Genomic DNA, 15119 nt, shown 5'->3' on the forward strand with positions numbered 1-15119 from the left:
TCCCTAGTTCAGCGCATCGTTGAGCGCTGCATTGAGCGCTGCGAGGCCCGTCTTGAGCCCGCCCTTGAGGTGCACGCGCAGCGCGCGCCGGCCGCGTTCGGTCAGCACGTCGAAATCGCCCCGCGCCTGGGCCGCCTTGATCACGCCGAAGCTTGCCTTCTGGCCCGGCACCTCGAGGTCCTTGGCATCGTCGGCGGTGATCTGGAGGAACACGCCGCTGTCGGGTCCGCCCTTGTAGGCCTGTCCGGTCGAGTGCAGGAAGCGCGGCCCGAACTCGGCGCAGGTCGCGACGTGCCGCTTCTCGCGCACCTCGAGCCGCATCGTCTGGAGCGCATCGATCGTCGCCTTGTCGCGCGCGATGTAGCCGAGCAGCGCGACATAGTCGCCATGGCCCGAGCGCGACAGATGCGCCTTCAGCCACGAGGTGAGGTCGCCATTGGCGCCGGCGGCGCGCAGCGCTGTCGCGTTGGCCTCGTCGGTGTAGAGGTCGGCCTCGTCGGTGCTGATCACCGGCTGCTCTTCCGGCAGCGCGCCGGTCTTCTCGAACGCGGCGGTGAGCTCACGGGTCTTGATCTTGGCCGCTTCCACGTCCGGCTGGTCGAACGGGTTGATGCCGAGGATCGAGCCCGCCACGGCGGTTGCCATCTCGAAGCGGAAGAACTCCTGGCCGAGATGGTCGATCGACTTCATGACGATGCGCACCACGGGATGGCCGGCCGCTTCGATCGCGGCGAGCTTGGAATCGTGGGCGGCGTCCGCTTCGCCTTCGATGCGGATGTCGATGAAGAAGCGGTCGTTGCCGTAGACCGAGGGATCGCCCAGCGGCTCGCCCTCGATCGGGATCAGGCCCTTGCCTTCCTTGCCGGTCGATTCGGCGATGAGCTGCTCGGCCCAGGCGCCGAAATCGGCGATCTTCTTCGAGGCCAGGATCGTCACCTTGTCCCGGCCCTCGAGGCCGGCGAGGCCCATGGCGAGACCGAGCTGCACGCCCGGGTTTTCGCTCGGCGGCACGTCCGGTCCGCAGGAGCGGGCCATCGAGAGCGCGTGCTTGACGAAGGTCTTGACGTCGATACCGGCCGTTGCCGCCGGCACCAGGCCGAACGGCGACAGCACCGAATAGCGGCCGCCGATCGAGGGCTCGCCGTGGAAGATGCGGGCATAGCTCAGCTTCTTCGCCGCCTTCTCCAGCGAGGAGCCGGGATCGGTCACCGCGATGAAGCGGTGGCCGGTCTTCACCTTCGCACCCACCGCCTTGGCAACCTGTTGATGAAAATAGTCCTTCATCGCGTTCGGCTCGGTGGTGCCGCCGGACTTGCTCGAGACGATGAACACGGTGTTGGCGATGTCGATCTTCGCCTCCATCGCGCGGACCTCGGCCGGATCGGTCGAATCCAGCACATGCAGCTTCGGGAAGCCGGGCTTTTTGCCAAAGGTCTCGGCCAGCACCTCGGGGCCGAGGCTCGATCCGCCCATGCCGAGCACGACGGCGTCGGAGAATTTCTGGCCCTTCACGCGGCCCGCATAATCCTCGTAATCGGCGATGTCGGCCTTGGCGGGGCTGTCGAGCCAGCCGAGCCATTTGTCCTCGTCGGCGCCGGTCCACACCGACTTGTCGCGCTGCCACAGCCTGCGGATCTTGGCGGACGCCCGCCATTCCTCCGTGCTCCTGGCCACGGCCTTGCCGAGGCCGTCGCCGAGCGAGAGCTCTTGCCGATCAAGCGCCGGCGCGAGCACGGTGGCGCGCTTGTGGGCGACCGCGCCGTAGAGCTTGTCGGCGGCGTCCGCGAACAGCTTGACGCCGTCCTTGACCAGCTCCTCGGTGATGGCGTCGAGCGAGATGCCGGAGCGCTCCAGCTCTTCGAGCACGCGCCTCGCCTCGTCGACGTTCTCCTCCAGGCTGTCGCGCGGCTTACCGTGGTCGCGGAACGCGTCCAGCGTCGCCGGCGGCACCGTGTTGATGGTGTCCGGGCCGATCAGCTCCTCGACATAGAGGACGTCGCTGTAATCCTTGTTCTTGGTGCCGGTCGAGGCCCACAGCATGCGCTGCGGCTTGGCGCCCTTGGCGGCGAGCTTGTCCCAGCGCGGGCCCGAGAACAGGCGCTTGTAGTCTTGGTAGGCAACCTTGGCGTTGGCGATCGCGACCTTGCCCTTCAGCGCGGCGAGCCGCTCCTTCTCGGACGGGTCGTTGGCGCGGGCGATCTTGTCGTCGAGCTGCTTGTCGACCACGGAGTCGATGCGGCTGACGAAGAAGCTCGCCACGCTCGCGACATGCGCGGGGTCGCCGCCGCCGGCGGCGTATTTCTCCAGACCGGCAATGTAGGCTTCGGCCACCTGGAGGTAGACCGCCCTGGAGAACAGCAGCGTGATGTTGATGCTGATGCCGTCGCCGATCAGCGTCTCGATCGCCGGCAGGCCCTCGGGCGTCGCCGGCACCTTCACCATCAGGTTCTTGCGACCGACGTCCTTCCACAGCCGCCGCGCTTCGGCGACCGTGCCCGATGTGTCCATGGCGAGATAGGGCGAGACTTCCAGGCTGACATAGCCGTCACCCCCTTTGAGGCGGTCATAGACCGGGCGGAGCACGTCGGCGGCGTTCTGGATGTCCTCGACCGCGACGGCCTCGAACAAATCGGCCACCGTCCGGTCGCCGCGCTTCAGCGCCTTGCCGATCGGGGCATCGTATTCGTCCGAGCTGCCGATCGCCTTCTCGAAGATCGAGGGATTGGAGGTGACGCCCTTGACGCCGTCGGTGTCGATCAGCCGCTTCAGGTCGCCCTTGGCGATGAAGCCACGGGCCAGGAAGTCCAGCCAGACGGCTTGTCCGTGCTTTTCCAGCTCTTTGACGGGATTCATGATGCTTATTTATCTCCAAGCCTGCGGGCGAGGGGTTTCCGCGCCGGTCCTGACGCGCTATCCTCTAGCTTACCTGCTCCCGGGAGGGAACCAATCAAGGGTACAGCCGTCATACCCTCCAGTGTAACTCCGTCGCGATCATGGCGATCCGGGCGGCAGTAGAGGTTGTCGCGCAAAAAGTCGCTGGGGTCGCGAATGGCCGTGCTGGGGGAGAGCGTGCACGCTCGTCACGAAGTCCTGGCGATCGAAGTCCTGGCGATCGAAAGCCTGGCGATCGAAAGCTTGGCATCGCTGTCGCCAACACTCCGCCGCCGGGCGCCCAGGCCGGCTCTGTCGACCGATCGCACGATCTCGAACTCAGCCCAAGGAGGATGCTGCGACTGCTGGTCGCGGCGGGCTTTACCATGACCGTGCTCAGTGCGACCCTCGGCTTCGACTGGTGGGATGGTCTTGGCGAATACGGCACGATGGCCGGACATGCCGGCGTCGTGGCGCTCGCCTTGATGACGATCGGGCTGATCCGGATGCTCCCCACCCAGCGCGGCGCGGTGGCCGTGGTCAATCCCGTCGGCATCCGCGATCTCGGCATCGGCCGTGAATTTCTGCCCCGGGATTCGATCAGGAAGATGAACGCGGCTTTCCAAGATGCTCAAGGCTTCGCCGTACAAGCGTCACAAGATCGCCGCCGGCGGATCGCTATGCTGCAACGCCGGATGAACGCGTAACCCCGGTAATGCCCGGATGTTGCGAGCAAGTGACATTTTCTGGAAATGAGCCAATATAGACGAAGATTCGCACAAATTACGGGCATGTGCCTGTTCGTAACTCAATGAGTGCCTACGTTGTGCGTTGCGTCGTGTCGGCACCCGGGTGTCCAATGATCGTCATGTGCTCACGCTGATTCGAAATGGCCTGAGGAACGGTCCGGTAACTGCTTTCGTTTCAGCTTGTAGCGGAACTCACGCGGAGAGGGATCATGTACAACGATTCTCTATTCAACGCTTTCGCTCGGTCGTTCGAGGCGAGAAGCCAGCACGACATGTCGATGGCGGAATATCTGGAATCGTGTCGAAGCGATCCCATGAAATACGCGAACGCGGCCGAACGACTGCTAGCAGCGATCGGTGAACCTCAGACGATTGACACGGCCAAGGACCCACGCCTTGGCCGTATTTTTTTGAACCGCACGATCCGGACCTATCCGGCCTTCGCCGGGTTCTACGGCATGGAAGAAACCATCGAGCGCATCGTCGGTTTCTTCCGTCATGCGGCGCAGGGCCTCGAAGAGCGCAAGCAGATCCTCTACCTGCTCGGGCCGGTCGGCGGCGGCAAGTCTTCGCTCGCCGAGCGGCTGAAGTCGCTGATGGAAGTGCATCCGATCTACGTGCTCAAGGCCGGCGACGAACTCTCCCCGGTGTTCGAGAGCCCGCTCAGCCTGTTCGATCCCGAACAGCTCGGCCCGATGCTGGAAGAGAAATACGGCATTCCGCGCCGGCGTCTCACCGGCTTGATGAGCCCGTGGTGCTACAAGCGGCTGGAAGCCTTCGGCGGCGACATTTCCCAGTTCCGGGTCGCGAAGATCCAGCCATCGCGGCTGCGCCAGATCGCCATCGCCAAGACCGAGCCCGGTGACGAGAACAACCAGGACATCTCCTCGCTGGTCGGCAAGGTCGACATCCGCAAGCTCGAGACCTACGCCCAGAACGATCCTGACGCCTACAGCTATTCCGGCGGCCTCAACCGCGCCAACCAGGGCGTGCTCGAGTTCGTCGAGATGTTCAAGGCACCGATCAAGATGCTGCACCCGCTGCTGACCGCGACGCAGGAGGGCAATTACATCGGCACCGAGAATATCGGCGCGATCCCGTTCACCGGCGTGATCCTGGCGCATTCCAACGAGGCCGAGTGGGCGAGCTTCAAGGCGAACAAGAACAACGAAGCCTTCATCGACCGCATCTGCGTGATCAAGGTGCCGTACTGCCTGCGCGTCACCGAAGAGCAGAAGATCTACGAGAAGCTGATCCAGGGCTCCGAGCTCGCCGCGGCGCCCTGCGCGCCGTCGACGCTGGAGACGCTGGCGCGGTTCTCGGTGATGTCGCGCCTGCGCAAGCACGAGAATTCCACCCTGTTCGGCAAGATGCGGGTCTACGACGGCGAGAGCCTGAAGGAATCCGACCCGAAGGCGCGCAGCGTCCAGGAATATCGCGACGCCGCGGGCGTCGACGAGGGCATGGACGGTGTTTCCACCCGCTTCGCCTTCAAGATCCTGGCTGCGACCTTCAACCACGATCCGCAGGAGGTTGCAGCCGACGCGGTGCATCTGATGTACGCGCTGGAGCAGGCGATCCGCAGGGAGCAGCTGCCGGAGGAAGTCGAGAAGCGCTATCTCGAATTCATCAAGGCGGATCTCGCGCCGCGTTATGCCGAGTTCATCGGCAACGAGATCCAGAAGGCCTATCTGGAATCCTACTCGGATTACGGCCAGAACCTGTTCGATCGCTACGTCGACTATGCCGACGCCTGGATCGAGGACCAGGACTTCAAGGATCCCGACACCGGCCAGCTGCTCGATCGCGAGCTTTTGAACCAGGAGCTGACGAAAATCGAGAAGCCGGCGGGCATCGCCAACCCCAAGGACTTCCGCAACGAGGTCGTCAAATTCTCGTTACGGTCGCGGGCCCAGAATGGTGGCAAAAATCCGGCCTGGACCTCCTACGAGAAGATTCGCGACGTGATCGAAAAGAGGATATTCTCGCAAGTCGAGGACCTGCTTCCGGTCATCTCCTTCGGGTCGAAGAAGGACGGCGAGACGGAGAAGAAACACGGCGAGTTCGTCGCACGCATGGTGGAGCGTGGCTACACCGAGCGTCAGGTTCGCCGGCTCGTCGAATGGTACATGCGCGTGAAGCAGGCCGGTTGAGGCGGATGGGAGGCGAATGGTAAAGTGCCCATTCACATTATTGACAGGCGCCTGAATCCAGGCGGCAAGAGTCTTGAGAACCGCCAGCGGTTCTTGCGTCGGGCCAAATCCCTGGTGCAGGGCGCCGTCAAGAAGACCTCGCAGGAGCGCGACATCAAGGACGTCCTGGAGGGGGGCGAGGTCACGATCCCCCTCGACGGCATGCACGAGCCGCGCTTCCGCCGCGAAGGCGGCACGCGCGACATGGTGCTGCCCGGCAACAAGAAGTTCGTCGAGGGCGACTATCTGCAGCGCTCCGGCCAGGGCAGCGCCAAGGATTCCGGCCCGGGCGAGGGCGACAGCGAGGACGCGTTCCGCTTCGTGCTCTCCCGCGACGAGTTCGTCGATCTGTTCCTGGACGATCTCGAGCTGCCCGATCTCGCCAAGCGCAAGATCGCGCAGACCGAGAGCGAGGGCATCCAGCGTGCCGGCTACACCACGTCGGGCTCGCCCGCCAACATCTCGGTGAGCCGGACGGTGAAGCTCGCGCTGGCCCGCCGCATCGCGCTCAAGCGTCCCCGCAAGGACGAGATCGAAGAGCTGGAAGCTGCGATCGCGGCCTGCACCGACGAGGACGAGCGTGAGGTGCTGCTCGCCCAGCTCGAAAAGCTCAAGGCGAAATCCAAGCGCATTCCCTTCATCGATCCGATCGACATCCGCTACCGCCGCTTCGAGACGGTGCCGCGGCCGGTGGCGCAGGCGGTGATGTTCTGCCTGATGGACGTCTCGGGCTCGATGTCCGAGCACATGAAGGATCTCGCCAAGCGCTTCTACATGCTGCTCTACGTGTTCCTGAAGCGCCGCTACAAGCACGTCGAGATCGTCTTCATCCGCCACACCGACCGCGCCGAGGAGGTCGACGAGCAGACCTTCTTCTACGGCCCGGCTTCGGGCGGCACGCTGGTTTCCAGCGCCCTGCAGGCGATGCACGAGATCGTGCGCGAGCGCTTCAACCCGTCGGACTGGAACATCTATGCCGCGCAAGCCTCCGACGGCGACAATTCCTATTCCGACGGCGAGCTCACCGGCATGCTGCTGACCGACAAGATCCTGCCGGTCTGCCAGTTCTTTGCCTATCTCGAGGTCGGGGAGTCCGGCGGCAGCGCCTTCGATCTCTCCGACTCCTCGCTCTGGAGCCTCTATGAGCGCCTGCGCAACAGCGGTGCACCGCTCTCGATGCGCAAGGTCTCGGAGCGCAGCGAGATCTTTCCGGTGTTCCACGATCTGTTTCAGCGCCGCGAAACTTCCCAGGAGAAGGCCGCTCCATGACGGAACGATTGTTCGAAGGCGCGGATTGGGATTTCCACACCTTGCAGCGCATCACCGATGCCTGCGAGGAGGTGGCGCTGAAGGATCTTGGGCTCGACGTCTATCCGAACCAGATCGAGGTGATCACCGCCGAGCAGATGCTGGACGCCTATTCGTCGGTCGGCATGCCCTTGTTCTACAAGCACTGGTCGTTCGGAAAGCATTTCGCCTTCCACGAGGCGTCCTATCGCAAGGGCCTGATGGGCCTCGCCTACGAGATCGTGATCAACTCCTCGCCCTGTATCTCCTATCTGATGGAGGAGAACACGGCGACGATGCAGACCCTGGTGATCGCGCACGCCGCCTTCGGCCACAACCACTTCTTCAAGAACAATTATCTGTTCAAGCAGTGGACCGACGCCGACGGCATCCTGGACTATCTCGACTTCGCCAAGAACTACGTCATGCAATGCGAGGAGCGTTACGGCCGCATCGAGGTCGAACGTACCCTGGACGCCGCGCACGCGCTGATGTCGCACGGCATCGACCGCTATCCCGGCAAGAAGAAGCTCGACCTGCGCGCCGAGGAGAAGCGGGCCGGGCGCCGCCGTCAGCACGAGGAGGAGGTCTTCAATGATCTCTGGCGCACCGTGCCGGCCGGCAAGAGCAAGACCCGCTCTGCGCTCAGCATCGAGCGCCGCCGCAAGCTGCTCGGCCTGCCGCAGGAGAATTTGCTCTACTTCCTGGAGAAGAGCGCGCCGCGCCTGGCGCCCTGGCAGCGCGAGCTGCTCCGCATCGTCCGTCACATCGCGCAGTATTTCTATCCGCAGAGCCAGACCAAGGTGATGAACGAGGGGACGGCAACCTACGTCCATTATCGCATCATGACCCAGCTGCACCAGCAGGGCCGCATCACCGACGGCAATTTCCTCGAATTCCTGGGCTCGCACACCAATGTGGTGTTCCAGCCCGAGTTCGACGATCCGCGCTTCTCCGGCTTCAACCCTTACGCGCTCGGCTTTGCCGTGATGCAGGACATCGAGCGTATCGTCACCAGGCCGGAGGACGAGGACCGCGAATGGTTCCCCGACATCGCCGGCAAGAACGACGTGATGGGCGTGCTGCGCGACGTCTGGGCCAACTACCGCGATGAGAGCTTCATCGCGCAGTTCCTGAGCCCGAAATTGATGCGGCACTTCCGCATGTTCCACCTGCACGACGATCCCGAGGAGCGCGCCGGCATCAGGGTCGACGCCATCCACGACGAGCGCGGCTTCCGCCGCGTCCGCCGCGAGCTGGCACGGCAGCATGATGTCGGCTACATCGACGCCAATATCGAGGTGGTCGACGTCGATCTCTCAGGCGACCGCCGCCTGATCCTGCATCACCACGTCATCAAGGGCTCGCAGCTCAACGAGACCGACGCCAAACGGGTGCTGCAGCATCTCGCCGATCTCTGGACCTACGACGTCGCGCTGATCGAGGTCGACGCCAACGACAAGGTCCTGCGCGAATACGTCGTGAGCCCGCGCCCGATCGCCGCCGCGGTGGCGTGAGGGAATTTTCCTCTGAGGTGAAACTCGACTAGCGCTCCGACGACGGTGCGTTCCCTCCCCCCTTGTGGGGGAGGGCTAGGGAGAGGGGTAGCCCAGCAAAAGGTGCCGGTTGCTGACGATGCGTCGGGAGGCGGTGCCGACAGACAGAATCCCCGTGTGGCACCCCCCTCCCTGACCCTCCCCCACAAGGGGGGAGGGAACGGAGAGAGGCGTCGGCGTGGCCGCACAACGGGCACCTTTATCCCGGTCGCTTCGCCCGTTTCTTCTTCGACATGTTCAGCTCCAGCGCCGCGCGGATCAGCGCCTTCAGCGCCTTGTCGTTGATCTTCTCGCCTTCGCGAATGTCGATCGCGCGCCGCACGTTGCCGTCGAGGCTGGAATTGAACAGGCCTGAAGGGTCATCGAGTGCCGCGCCCTTGGCAAAGGTCAGCTTCACCACTTCCTTGTAGGTCTCGCCGGTGCAGATGATGCCGTCGTGCTCCCACACGGGAACGCCGCGCCATTTCCACGCTTCCGCGACCTCGGGGTCGGCTTCCCTGATCAGTGCGCGGATCCGCTTCAGCATGTCCCCGCGCCAGTCGCCGAGCTCCTTGATCCTGCCGTCGATCAGCTTGGAGGGCGAGGCTTCATTCGTTTCCTTCGCACCGGTCTTCTTTCCAGTCACGGGCTTCTTCATCCTCTCGCCTCACGCGTTGCTGCGGCTGAGATAGGGCAGCGCGAACAGATACAGCCCCGTCGCGAGCAGCGGAATCAATGGCACGAGCGCCAGGACGCCGATCCACACGGCCTGGAGCTGCATGATCATGGCGACGATGTTGGCGATGACAGCAAGCGTGAACGCCATCGACAGCCAACGATGAATTTGCCGAATCCACATCTGCGTGCTCATTGGGTCCTCTCTTGCGAATGTCAGGAAATAGACGCGGCGGACGAACTAGTCTCCTCGCGCCAGCACCTCGTCCAGTTTTGCCAAGAACTGCTTCCAGCCGGCATGCGCGCCGCCGAAGGCCTGCTTCTGCGTCGGGCTGAATCCTGCCTGCTCGACGCGCAGATGCGTGCCCGCGCTGGTCGGCGTCAGCGTGAAGGTCACGACGCTTCTGAGGTCGAAGGCGGCGTCCTCATGCGAGAAATTCCAGGTATAGGCGAGCGTCTTCTGCGGCTCGATAGTGAGCACCTCGCAGTCCAGCACGCCGCCCCATTCGCCGCGCAGATTGAAGCGATGGCCGACGATCGGCTTGAAGTCGTTCTTCATCAGCCATTCCTCGATCAGGTGCGGCTGCGTCAGCGCGCGCCAGAGCCGCTCGGCGGGAAAGGCAAATTCGCGCTCGACGATCACGGAGCGTGTTTCGGTCGCCGGTTCAGTCATTGGTCCATCCTCTTCAGGAGATCGTCGAGTGCGTCGAGCCGCCGCTGCCAGAACGACGACATCTGGCTGGTCCAGTCGATCAGCGGATTGAGCGCGCCGGGCTGCGCGCTGTAATGGGTCTGGCGTCCCTCATGGCGGTCGCGCACGAGGCCTGCCTGCTTGAGCGCGCCGAGATGCTTCGAGACCGCCGGCTGCGAAACGCCGGATCGCACCGTCAGCGCCCCGACCGTCTGCTCGCCCTCACGGCACAGCCGCTCGAAGATCGCCCGCCTCGTGGGGTCGGCGAGCGTCCTGAACAGGATATCGGGGGCGGGGGACATGGCGATCCATAACCAGGAAGTTATGGGTTTATTCATAACCGTAAGGTTATGGGTCAGTCAAGAGCGCGCACGGAGGAAAAGCTAGGGGCACGCAGCCTCCACAGTCATTGCGAGGACCCCTTGCGACGAAGCAATCCAGAATCCCTCCGCGGAAAGATTCTGGATTGCTTCGCTGCGCTCGCAATGACGGGGAGATTCAGTGCCGCGCGCACTCCTACGGCCGCAAATACAGGTACCCCTGCGACTGCAGCTCGGCGATGCGGACCACGCCGCCGTTCTCCAGGTTGACGAAGCCGGGCAACAGATCCGCCAGCGTGACGTTCTGTGCCTTCATCGTGTTGCCGCAGGCGGCGAGCTCGACGCCGTCCTTGGAGAAATCACTGACGCGCCTGCTGATATCGGGATTGGCCTGCGCCGAATGAAACGCCTTCAGCGCCGGTCCGTGGATCACCAGCGCGATCGTGACATGTTCGGGGCCGCCGACCCCGTCGATGTGGTTCTGGATGTTGCCGAGCACGAAATTGACCTTCTCGGCGTCGCTGAGGTGATAGACCACCTTGAGCTTGTTGCCCGGGCCGGCTTCGGTAGCAGCTTGCGCACGTGAGGCGCCGAACGCGGCGCCAAGTGCCGAGGCGGCGCTCCACAAGATGTTGCGGCGATTCATGGCGAACTCCCCGAAAGCGACGATGCCAGACAAAGTATCACTTGTGGCGCAGTGCCGCGAGTTCCTTGCGGTCGGTCACCAGTGATGCGCATTCGTTGGTATCGGTGCGATCGAGCCGGAAAATCCTGTCGTCGGCGCCGCCGACGAGCGATCGCTCGGCATCGTCGTCCGGCTTGTTGTTCTGCCAGACCCTGACGCGCTCGAGCCGCACGATCGCCGACCTGTCGTCCTTCGAGAGTGCAACGCCGATGCCGCCGCCGTCGCAGTCGACGCCGCACCCCAAGCGGACTTCGTTGCCGCTCTTGGTGAACACAGCGTGGTTGCACGAGCCGCTCGAGTCGAAGTCGCCGGAGCGATGCCGATACCTGAAGCCGAGCCGGAAGGAGTTGTGCAGCTCCTTGTCCTCCTTGTCCAGTTCCGCCGAGATCAGCAGCTTCATCGCGGCGACCTTCTGCTTCGGATGCCGCGCAAGATGGTCGGCATCGTAGCGGCGGACGAAGCAGGCATAGGCCTTGTCGCCGGGGGTGACCGCATACATGCGCGCATTGAAGGCCTCGGCTTCAGCCTTGCTGGCCTCGCGGATGTCGTCGCCTTCCTCGGCCTGGGCGGCGCCGATGAATGCGGCAAGGGCAAGCGGAACAATAAGAGCAAGCTTCATGATCGCACCGGGCGCCTGGCGGCAATGGCCCGCCGCGGCAGGGCGGCGCTGGCCTGCCATTAGTCGCGGCGCCAGCGCACGGCGTTCAAGCCTTCGGCACGGTCACCCCTGCGACTATCCCGGCACGAACTCGGGGCCGTCCTCTCACGCCGGGCCTTAGTCCTTGATGGGACCAAGAAGGTTCAACTGGCGCATTCCTTGGTTTCTCCGGAACTCGATGTCGGCGATGGCGGCGACATTGTCTCGGTTCGTCAATGTGGTAGCGTTCACAGACGACCGCCTTTGGCAGTCGTAAGCTGGGGCTGCCTTGTAAGCTTGTGGAGTCCCCCGCATGGGCGAAATTCGCAACTTCAGATCCGGCAATCAAGATGAGCCGCCGCCACACGGCCCCATGCCTCGCCGTCTCGCCGCGATCATTGTCGGTGACATCGCTTCCTACAGCCGCATCATGCAAGCGGACGAGGAGGGAACGCATGTCCGCGTCAAGCGGATCGAGCGCGATATCATCCAGCCCAGCATCATCGAGCACCATGGAAGTCTGGTGAAGACCACGGGCGATGGCTTCATCGCTATTTTCGATAGCCCTGTTGAGGCCGTTCGCTGCAGCATCGTGATCCAGCAGAACCTCATCGGCCGCAATGCTTCGCTTCCAAAGCATTCGCGGCTCGAATACCGGATTGGCGTCAATCTCGGCGACGTGATCGTAGAGCCGGACGATATCTACGGCGACGGCGTCAATATCGCCAGCCGTATCGAAGGCATTGCGCAGCCTGGTCAGGTCTTTATCTCAGGCGCGATCTACGAGCAGATCAAGCACAAGGTGGTGTGCGGCTATGAGTCGCTCGGAGACCGCAAAGTCAAGAACATCACCGATCCGGTGCGTGTGTATCGCGTGCTGCCGGATGCAGATGCGGTCGGCAGCACGCGAGGCCGGCGCGAAAATACCCTTATCTTCCTTTTGGCCATCACGCTGCTGATTATCGCGACCGGCGTGCTCTGGTATTTGCTGGCGCAGCCCGGCAGGATCAACGAGCAGGCCGCCACGCCCACCGCTGCCCCGGCCGCGTCGCCGCAAGAGGCAGCGACGCAGACGCCACAACCCTCCCCATCATTGGCTTCTGCCCCTCCCTCGCCGTCGCCGTCGCCGGCGCCCAGCCCATCGGCGACGCCGCCTCGCGAACCCGAGATGGTCGCCATTCGCGGCGGAAGCTTCGCGATGGGAAGCAATGACGACCCGACCGAACGGCCTGTCCACCAGGTCGCGATCAAGCCGTTCTCGATCGGAAAATATCCGGTGACAGTGCAGGAGTGGAACGAATGCGCCGCCGCCAGGGCATGCGGATTCACGGCCACCGGCAAGGACGATGCTCCCGTCAGCAATGTGAGCTGGGCCGACGCGCAACAATATGCCGCCTGGCTCGCGCAGACGACGAAGAAGCCTTACCGCCTTCCGAGCGAAGCCGAATGGGAATATGCGGCGCGCGGCGGAACGCAGACCAAATACTGGTGGGGCGACAAGCTCCAGCCGGGCCTGGCCGGGTGCAAGGATTGCGGTGATCTTGCGGCCGAGCAGCCGGCCAAGGTCGGCAGCTTCAGGCCCAATCCATTCGGGCTTTATGACATGGGCGGCGGCATCGATCAGTGGGTCGAGGACTGCTGGCACAAGAACTATCAGGGCGCGCCGGGTGACGGCTCGGCATGGAGCAGCGGCGACTGCAGCTCTCATGTCCTGCGCTCGGGGTCCTGGAAAAACGATTCGAGATATGTGCGGCCGTCGAACCGCGATGGTTACGACACCAATGTCCGTTACCCCACACATGGATTCCGTGTCGCACTCAGTCCGTAAGTGCTGGAGTAAGTTTGATGAAGATCATTGCCGGTGTCGCGCTGGTCGTCGCGATCGCATTGCTACCGGGCTCGGCCTGTTCGCAGGGCAGGGCCGCGCCCAAGGACGCCAAGCTCTATTTCATCACGCCGCATGATGGGCAGAAGGTTCGCGGTGGGTTTTTGGTCCGGTTCGGCTTGCGTAACATGGGCGTGACGCATGCTGGCGACGACTACCCGAACGCCGGCCATCATCATCTGCTGGTCGACGTCAAAGACCCCATCGATCCGAATGAGCCGATCCCGCAAGACAAGTCGCACCTGCATTTCGGCGCAGGGCAGACCGAAACCATGCTTGAGCTTGCGCCGGGCACGCACACGCTCCAGCTGGTGCTCGGCGATGCCAAGCACTATCCGTTTGCACCGCCGATCGTGTCGGAGAAGATTACGATCCGCGTCAGGTCGTCGGCTTCAGCGCGGAGCAAATGATCACCGCAGGCTGGCGTTGATCTTGTCCAGCACGGCCGAGCCCGGGCACAGCGTGTCCGCTTCCAGCGTGTTGAGCGGCGTCTCGACCGTGTTGAGGTGCTCGTGCAGGTCTTCCGCCTCGGGGTCGACGTACAGAAGCCCGGTGACGATCTGCCCCCTGGCGGCGTGCCTTGCCAGGAAGGTCTGGGCTCCCAGCCGGTCGTGCGGATCGTAGTCCGCGTCGATCTTGCGCAGGGCGATCTTGCTGCCGTCGTGCTGCTCGACCACCTGGACCGTGCCGGGGGCGTAATCGACCGCGATCGGGTCGCGGCCGACCAGCACGTCGAGCCGGTTCACCGCGTCATTGTGCTCGCGGACATAATCGAAACTCTTGGTCGAGCCGGCGTGGTTGTTGAAGGCGATGCAGGGGCTGATCACGTCGATGAAGGACGCGCCCTTGTGCCGGATCGCGGCCGCGATCAGCGGCACCAGCTGGGTCTTGTCGCCGGAGAAGCTGCGTGCCACGAAGGTGGCCCCCAGCTGCAACGCGATCGCGACGAGGTCGATGGCGTTGTCGGTGTTGGTGACGCCTTTCTTGCTCTTGGAGCCACGATCGGCGGTGGCGGAGAACTGGCCCTTGGTCAGGCCGTAGACGCCGTTGTTCTCGACGATATAGGTCATGTTGACGCCGCGCCGGATCGAATGCGCGAACTGGCCGAAGCCGATCGAGGCGGAATCGCCGTCGCCGGAAACGCCGAGATAGATCAGGTCGCGGTTGGCGAGGTTGGCGCCGGTCAGCACTGATGGCATGCGGCCATGCACGGAGTTGAAGCCGTGCGAATTGCCGAGGAAATAGTCCGGCGTCTTCGAGGAGCAGCCGATGCCGGAGATCTTCGCCACCCGGTGCGGCTCGATCGACAGCTCGTAGCACGCCTCGATGATCGAAGCCGTGATCGAATCGTGGCCGCAGCCGGCGCACAGCGTCGAGATCTTGCCTTCGTAATCGCGGCGGGTGTAGCCGAGCTCGTTCGGCTTCAGCCCCGGATGATGGAATTTCGGTTTGGCGATGTAGGTCATGAGAGCACCTGGAGCTTCCGCAGCGTCATGGCCGGGCTTGTCCCGGCCATCCACGTCTTGGCGGCACGGAAGAAAGGCGTGGATGCCCGCGACAAGCGCGGGCATGACGGAAGAGATAGCAAGGCG

14 protein-coding genes are annotated in these 15119 nt (G+C 63.6%); 6 read left to right on the plus strand and 8 right to left on the minus strand.

Annotated elements, in window-relative coordinates; genetic code table 11:
* Nucleotides 1-3: 3 nt before the first annotated feature.
* Entirely contained in the window at nt 4-2853 is a 2850-nt protein-coding gene (locus tag D6B98_RS01250) for a bifunctional transaldolase/phosoglucose isomerase (protein ID WP_126255137.1), read from the minus strand.
* A gap of 371 nt (nt 2854-3224) precedes the next feature.
* On the opposite strand from D6B98_RS01250, the gene D6B98_RS01255 reads away from it, so the two are divergent.
* From D6B98_RS01255 to D6B98_RS01270, 4 genes are all read left to right on the plus strand, one after another.
* Nucleotides 3225-3578 carry a hypothetical protein gene (locus D6B98_RS01255; RefSeq protein ID WP_126255138.1) on the plus strand — a complete coding sequence of 118 codons (354 nt, stop codon included), beginning with the start codon at nt 3225-3227 and terminating at the stop codon, nt 3576-3578.
* Nucleotides 3579-3829: 251 nt separating this feature from the next.
* Nucleotides 3830-5773: a PrkA family serine protein kinase gene (locus tag D6B98_RS01260; protein WP_126255139.1), complete on the plus strand. Its 1944-nt coding sequence runs from the start codon at nt 3830-3832 to the stop codon at nt 5771-5773.
* A gap of 30 nt (nt 5774-5803) precedes the next feature.
* On the plus strand, nt 5804-7081 hold the full coding sequence (locus D6B98_RS01265) for a YeaH/YhbH family protein (protein ID WP_205680452.1): 1278 nt from the start codon (nt 5804-5806) through the stop codon (nt 7079-7081).
* Nucleotides 7078-8616, plus strand: a complete 1539-nt coding sequence (locus tag D6B98_RS01270; protein ID WP_126255141.1) for a SpoVR family protein — start codon at nt 7078-7080, stop codon at nt 8614-8616. The genes D6B98_RS01265 and D6B98_RS01270 overlap by 4 nt, the downstream gene beginning before the upstream one ends.
* Nucleotides 8617-8854: 238 nt before the next feature.
* On the opposite strand, the gene D6B98_RS01275 is transcribed toward D6B98_RS01270, so the two are convergent.
* The 6 genes from D6B98_RS01275 to D6B98_RS01300 all read right to left on the minus strand — a co-directional run bounded on the left by D6B98_RS01275 (nt 8855) and on the right by D6B98_RS01300 (nt 11624).
* Nucleotides 8855-9292, minus strand: coding sequence for a DUF1801 domain-containing protein (locus D6B98_RS01275; RefSeq protein WP_126255142.1), 438 nt, complete (start codon nt 9290-9292; stop codon nt 8855-8857).
* Between the two features lie 9 nt (nt 9293-9301).
* Nucleotides 9302-9505: a hypothetical protein gene (locus tag D6B98_RS01280; protein WP_164718313.1), complete on the minus strand. Its 204-nt coding sequence runs from the start codon at nt 9503-9505 to the stop codon at nt 9302-9304.
* 45 nt (nt 9506-9550) lie between these two features.
* Entirely contained in the window at nt 9551-9982 is a 432-nt protein-coding gene (locus D6B98_RS01285; protein ID WP_126255143.1) for an SRPBCC family protein, read from the minus strand.
* Complete coding sequence (locus D6B98_RS01290) at nt 9979-10302, minus strand: ArsR/SmtB family transcription factor (protein WP_126255144.1); 324 nt, start codon at nt 10300-10302, stop codon at nt 9979-9981. The genes D6B98_RS01285 and D6B98_RS01290 overlap by 4 nt, the downstream gene beginning before the upstream one ends.
* A 214-nt stretch (nt 10303-10516) precedes the next feature.
* Nucleotides 10517-10966, minus strand: coding sequence for a DsrE family protein (locus D6B98_RS01295; RefSeq protein ID WP_126255145.1), 450 nt, complete (start codon nt 10964-10966; stop codon nt 10517-10519).
* A gap of 37 nt (nt 10967-11003) precedes the next feature.
* Nucleotides 11004-11624 (minus strand): hypothetical protein, encoded by a 621-nt coding sequence (locus tag D6B98_RS01300; RefSeq protein ID WP_126255146.1) that lies wholly within the window; start codon nt 11622-11624, stop codon nt 11004-11006.
* Nucleotides 11625-11955: 331 nt separating this feature from the next.
* On the opposite strand from D6B98_RS01300, the gene D6B98_RS01305 reads away from it, so the two are divergent.
* Together D6B98_RS01305 and D6B98_RS01310 are read left to right on the plus strand one after the other, a co-directional pair.
* Nucleotides 11956-13470: an SUMF1/EgtB/PvdO family nonheme iron enzyme gene (locus D6B98_RS01305; protein WP_126255147.1), complete on the plus strand. Its 1515-nt coding sequence runs from the start codon at nt 11956-11958 to the stop codon at nt 13468-13470.
* Between the two features lie 17 nt (nt 13471-13487).
* Entirely contained in the window at nt 13488-13937 is a 450-nt protein-coding gene (locus D6B98_RS01310; protein WP_126255148.1) for a DUF4399 domain-containing protein, read from the plus strand.
* Here the strand turns inward: D6B98_RS01310 and D6B98_RS01315 are convergent, their stop codons facing one another.
* On the minus strand, nt 13938-14993 hold the full coding sequence (locus D6B98_RS01315; protein ID WP_126255149.1) for a 2-oxoacid:ferredoxin oxidoreductase subunit beta: 1056 nt from the start codon (nt 14991-14993) through the stop codon (nt 13938-13940).
* Nucleotides 14994-15119: the final 126 nt, after the last annotated feature.

The organism is Bradyrhizobium sp. LVM 105 (genome assembly GCF_003957705.1).
Taxonomy (GTDB): Bacteria; Pseudomonadota; Alphaproteobacteria; order Rhizobiales; family Xanthobacteraceae; genus Bradyrhizobium; species Bradyrhizobium frederickii.